This is a genomic window from Micromonospora sp., from assembly GCF_048594385.1.
Lineage (GTDB): Bacteria > Actinomycetota > Actinomycetes > Mycobacteriales > Micromonosporaceae > Micromonospora > Micromonospora wenchangensis.
The window spans coordinates 1-4,168 of record NZ_JBMDWU010000031.1; the positions used below are offsets into that span (position 1 = coordinate 1).

Annotated in this window: 3 protein-coding genes; 1 reads left to right on the plus strand and 2 read right to left on the minus strand. The window is 71.9% G+C overall.

Going from position 1 to position 4,168, the window contains the following annotated elements:
* Both ACOJTC_RS01345 and hflX read right to left on the minus strand, forming a co-directional pair.
* The coding region (locus ACOJTC_RS01345; protein WP_420115419.1) for a hypothetical protein at positions 1–1,242 on the minus strand (1,242 nt) is incomplete at its 3' end.
* Between the two features lie 48 nt (positions 1,243–1,290).
* Positions 1,291–2,769, minus strand: coding sequence for a GTPase HflX (hflX, locus tag ACOJTC_RS01350; RefSeq protein WP_420115420.1), 1,479 nt, complete (start codon positions 2,767–2,769; stop codon positions 1,291–1,293).
* Positions 2,770–2,917: 148 nt separating this feature from the next.
* Between hflX and ACOJTC_RS01355 the strand changes: the two genes are divergently transcribed.
* Positions 2,918–4,168: NAD-dependent malic enzyme (locus ACOJTC_RS01355; RefSeq protein WP_420115421.1), on the plus strand; the 1,251-nt coding region annotated here is incomplete at its 3' end.

Sequence of the window (4,168 nt, forward strand, 5' to 3'; positions counted from 1 at the left end):
CGCGGCCCGGGAGACCGCGCCGGAGGTGACCCCGTCGTCGTCGGGGTCGTCGGGGTCGACGCCGGCCGCGGCGGCCCGCCGCCGGGACCGCACGATCCCGACGATGCCGGCCCCGACCAGGAGCGCGCCGATCACGCCGACCGCACCGATCAGATAGGTGATCTGGTCCAGGCTGAGATCGTCGTACCAGGACCTCTCGGCCGCCGGCTTGGCCCCCGCCGCGCCCTCGATCGTCTCGGCGCCCTTGGTCGACGGCGTGTAGCCGAGGATGTCGATCGGGTCCTCCGCGGCGAGTTCCCCGCCGTCGGAGACGGTGACGAACCCGGTGCCGTCGGGGGTGTACGAGATGGCCTCGCCGAACGGGTCGGCCAGCGGGGTGACCCGGGGCTTGCCGGTGGTCAGCGCGGCGACGATGTCGTCGCCGCTGACGTCGTACTCGAAGGCGTCGGCGTAGGTGCGCAACACGACCCGGCTGCCGTCGGGCGATCGGGCCGCCCCGGTGATCGCCACCCGGCCGATGATGTTCAGCGGGTTGTCGGTGGTGGTCTTGGGCAGGGTGATCTCGCCGACCTTCTTCATCGGCACCGGCTCGGTGTTGCCGTCGGGGTCGAGCTTGGCCTCCGGGGTGAAGATCTCCGCCTTGCCGCTGGGCACCTTGGTGATCACCAGGGGCAGGCCGTCCGCGCCGATCAGCAGCGCCTCGGCGTCGTGCGGCTTGCGTTCCGGGTACGACAGCCGGTGCAGCACCGGCTGCTTGGACCCGGAGACCGGCATCGTCCAGACCGCGACCCGGGTACGCCGTTCCCTGCTGGTGACGTTGTCGCCGGTGTCGGCGATCCAGAGGGTCTTGCCGTCGGGCGAGAGGGCCAGGTCCTCGGTGTCGAAGGGGCCGTCACCGGAGTACTTCACCGGCTCCTTGGCGATCTTGCACTTGGTGTCCAGGAAGAAGACCCGCTTGCGGCTCTCCTGGAGGGTGCCGTCGTTGATCACGATGTAGCCGGTCTTCGTGGCGACCAGACCGGACAGCTCACGCAGCCGCTCGTCGGTGATCGTGCACTTCTTCTTGCCTGCCGCCGCCGCGAGCGGACCCGCCCCGACGGCCAGCGGCCCCGCGCCGGTGACGGGCGGGGCCACCCCGGCGGGGACGGCGGAGACCGGTGCCGCCCCGGCGGCAGCAGCGGGTGCCACGGCCGCGCCGAACAGGGCGAGGGCAACCGTGACCGAGGAGACAGCGCGGCGCATGGCGTCAGTGTCGCATGCCGCGATGAACCTCAGGTCACACCGGAGCGCTCACCGACTGCCGGCCACCGCCGGGTCACCCGCCGCCACGAACGGCATCAGCTCGGCGGCCAGCGCCTCGCCCACCCGGACGTGCAGTAGCGTGCCCTCGGGCAGGTGGGAGGTGCTGAGCACCTCGCCCTGCCGGTGCAGCCGGGCCACCAGGTCACCCCGGTCGTACGGCAGCACCGCGCGGACCTCCACGGCCGGGCGGGGCAGCCGCTGCTCGATCACCTCACGCAGCCCGTCGATGCCACGCCCGCTGTGCGCGGAGACGAAGACCGCGTCCGGCCAGAGCCGCTTGAGCCGCAGCAGGGTCTCCTCGTCGGCGGCGTCGGTCTTGTTGACCACCAGCAGCTCGGGCAGCCGGTCGGCACCGACCTCGGAGAGCACCTCCCGCACGGCGCGGACCTGCTCCTCGGGGTCGGGGTGGGTGCCGTCGACCACGTGCACCACCAGATCGGCCTCGGCGACCTCCTCCAGCGTCGAGCGGAACGCCTCGACGATCTGGTGCGGCAGGTGCCGCACGAAGCCCACCGTGTCGGAGAGCGTGTAGACCCGCCCGTCCGAGGTGGTGGCCCGCCGGGTGGTCGGGTCCAGGGTGGCGAAGAGCGCGTTCTCCACCAGCACGCCCGCACCGGTGAGCCGGTTGAGCAGGCTCGACTTGCCGGCGTTGGTGTAACCGGCGATGGCCACGGCCGGCACCGCGTTGCGGGAACGGCGGGCGCGCTTGGTCTGGCGTACCGTGCGCATGGCCTTGATCTCCCGGCGCAGCCGGGCGATGCGGTGCCGGATGCGCCGCCGGTCGGTCTCCAGCTTGGTCTCACCCGGGCCACGCAGGCCCACGCCGCCGCCGGCGCCGCCACCCCGCCCGGAACCACCGGTCTGCCGGGAGAGCGTCTCGCCCCAACCACGCAGCCGGGGCAGCAGGTATTCGAGCTGGGCCAGCTCGACCTGCGCCTTGCCCTCCTTGCTCTTGGCGTGCTGGGCGAAGATGTCGAGGATCAGCGCGGTGCGGTCGACGACCTTGACCTTGGTGCGCTGTTCCAGGTTGCGCAGCTGGGACGGGGACAGCTCACCGTCGCAGATCACCGTGTCGGCCCCGGTGGAGAGCACCGCCGCGCTGGGGTCGTCGACCTTGCCCCGGCCGACGTAGGTGGCCGGGTCGGGGCGGCTGCGGCGCTGGATGAGCCCTTCGAGCACCTGTGAACCGGCGGTCTCGGCCAGCGCGGCCAGCTCGGTCAGCGAATTGTCGGCGTCGCGCTGGGTGCCCTCGGTCCAGACGCCGACGAGGACGACCCGCTCCAGCCGGAGCTGGCGGTACTCGACCTCGGTGATGTCGGTCAGCTCGGTGGAGAGGCCGGGGACCCGCCGCAACGCCTGCCGCTCCGACAGCTCGTACTCACCGGTCGTGGCGTCGAGGTCGTCGTCCGAGTAGGGGGTGTGGGTCTCCTGGTCTCGCAAGCTGCGACTCCTGTCCGTTCTGTGCATGTACCAAGTAATCCTGACATGGGTCAACGCCGAGCGCGACTGCTATATGCCCGTGGTGGAGGTCGCCGAACGCGGGGGCGGCTGCCGCCGTGGCCCGGTGGGCGAGTAGAAATGCTGACGAGCCGCCAGCGACGACGGAGGTATTTCCGTGGCCATCACCCGACTGCCGAGTGCCGGATTCTCGATCACGATCCGGATCGCGGTCCCCGCGGACGCCTCCTCGATCGGCCGGCTGACCACGTCGGTCGGCGAGGCCGGTGCGATCGTCACCGCGCTGGACGTGGTCGACTCCGACCCGACCAACGTGATCGTGGACCTCACCTGCGACACCGCCGACGCCGGCCACGCCGACCAGGTCGTCGAGGCGCTCACCGCGCTCGACGGGGTGGACGTGCGCAAGGTCTCCGACCGGACGTTCCTGCTGCACCTCGGCGGCAAGATCGAGGTGCACTCCAAGGTCGGGCTGCGGACCCGTGACGAGCTGTCCCGGGCGTACACCCCGGGGGTGGCCCGGGTCTGCCAGGCCATCGCCGACAACCCGGCCGACGCCCGCCGGCTCACCATCAAGCGCAACACGGTCGCCGTGGTCAGCGACGGCTCGGCCGTGCTCGGCCTGGGCAACCTCGGCCCGGCGGCGTCGCTGCCGGTGATGGAGGGCAAGGCGGCGCTGTTCAAGCGGTTCGGCGGGGTGGACGCCTGGCCGGTGGTCCTCGACACCCAGGACACCGACGAGATCGTGGCGATCGTCAAGGCCATCGCCCCCGCGTACGGCGGGATCAACCTGGAGGACATCGCCGCGCCGCGCTGCTTCGAGATCGAGGCCCGGCTGCGCGAGGCCCTCGACATCCCGGTCTTCCACGACGACCAGCACGGCACCGCGATCTGCGTGCTGGCCGCGCTGACCAACGCGCTGCGCGTCGTCGGCAAGCAGCTCGCCGACGTCCGGGTGGTCGTCTCCGGGGCCGGCGCGGCCGGCACCGCGATCATGAAGCTGCTGCTGCGCCAGGGCGTCGGCGACATCATCGCGTACGACCGGCAGGGCGCCCTGCACCGCGACCTGCCCGACCTCAACCCGGCCTGGCAGTGGCTGGCCGAGAACACCAACCGGGACAACTACTCCGGTGACCTGGCCGGCGCGGTCCGGGACGCCGACGTCTTCATCGGGGTGAGCGCCCCCAACCTGCTCACCGGTGACGACATCGCCACCATGGCCAAGGACGCGATCGTCTTCGCGCTGGCCAACCCCGACCCGGAGGTCGACCCCCGGGAGGCCCGCAAGCACGCCGCGATCGTCGCCACCGGTCGCTCGGACCAGCCGAACCAGATCAACAACGTGCTCGCCTTCCCGGGGGTGTTCCGGGGCATGCTCGACGCGCACGCCGAGGAGTTCACCGAGGAG

Coding starts and splice junctions, on each gene's coding strand:
- hflX (WP_420115420.1), bottom strand. CDS start 2,769: ATGCACAGAACGGACAGGAGTCGCAGCTTGCGAGACCAGGAGACCCAC.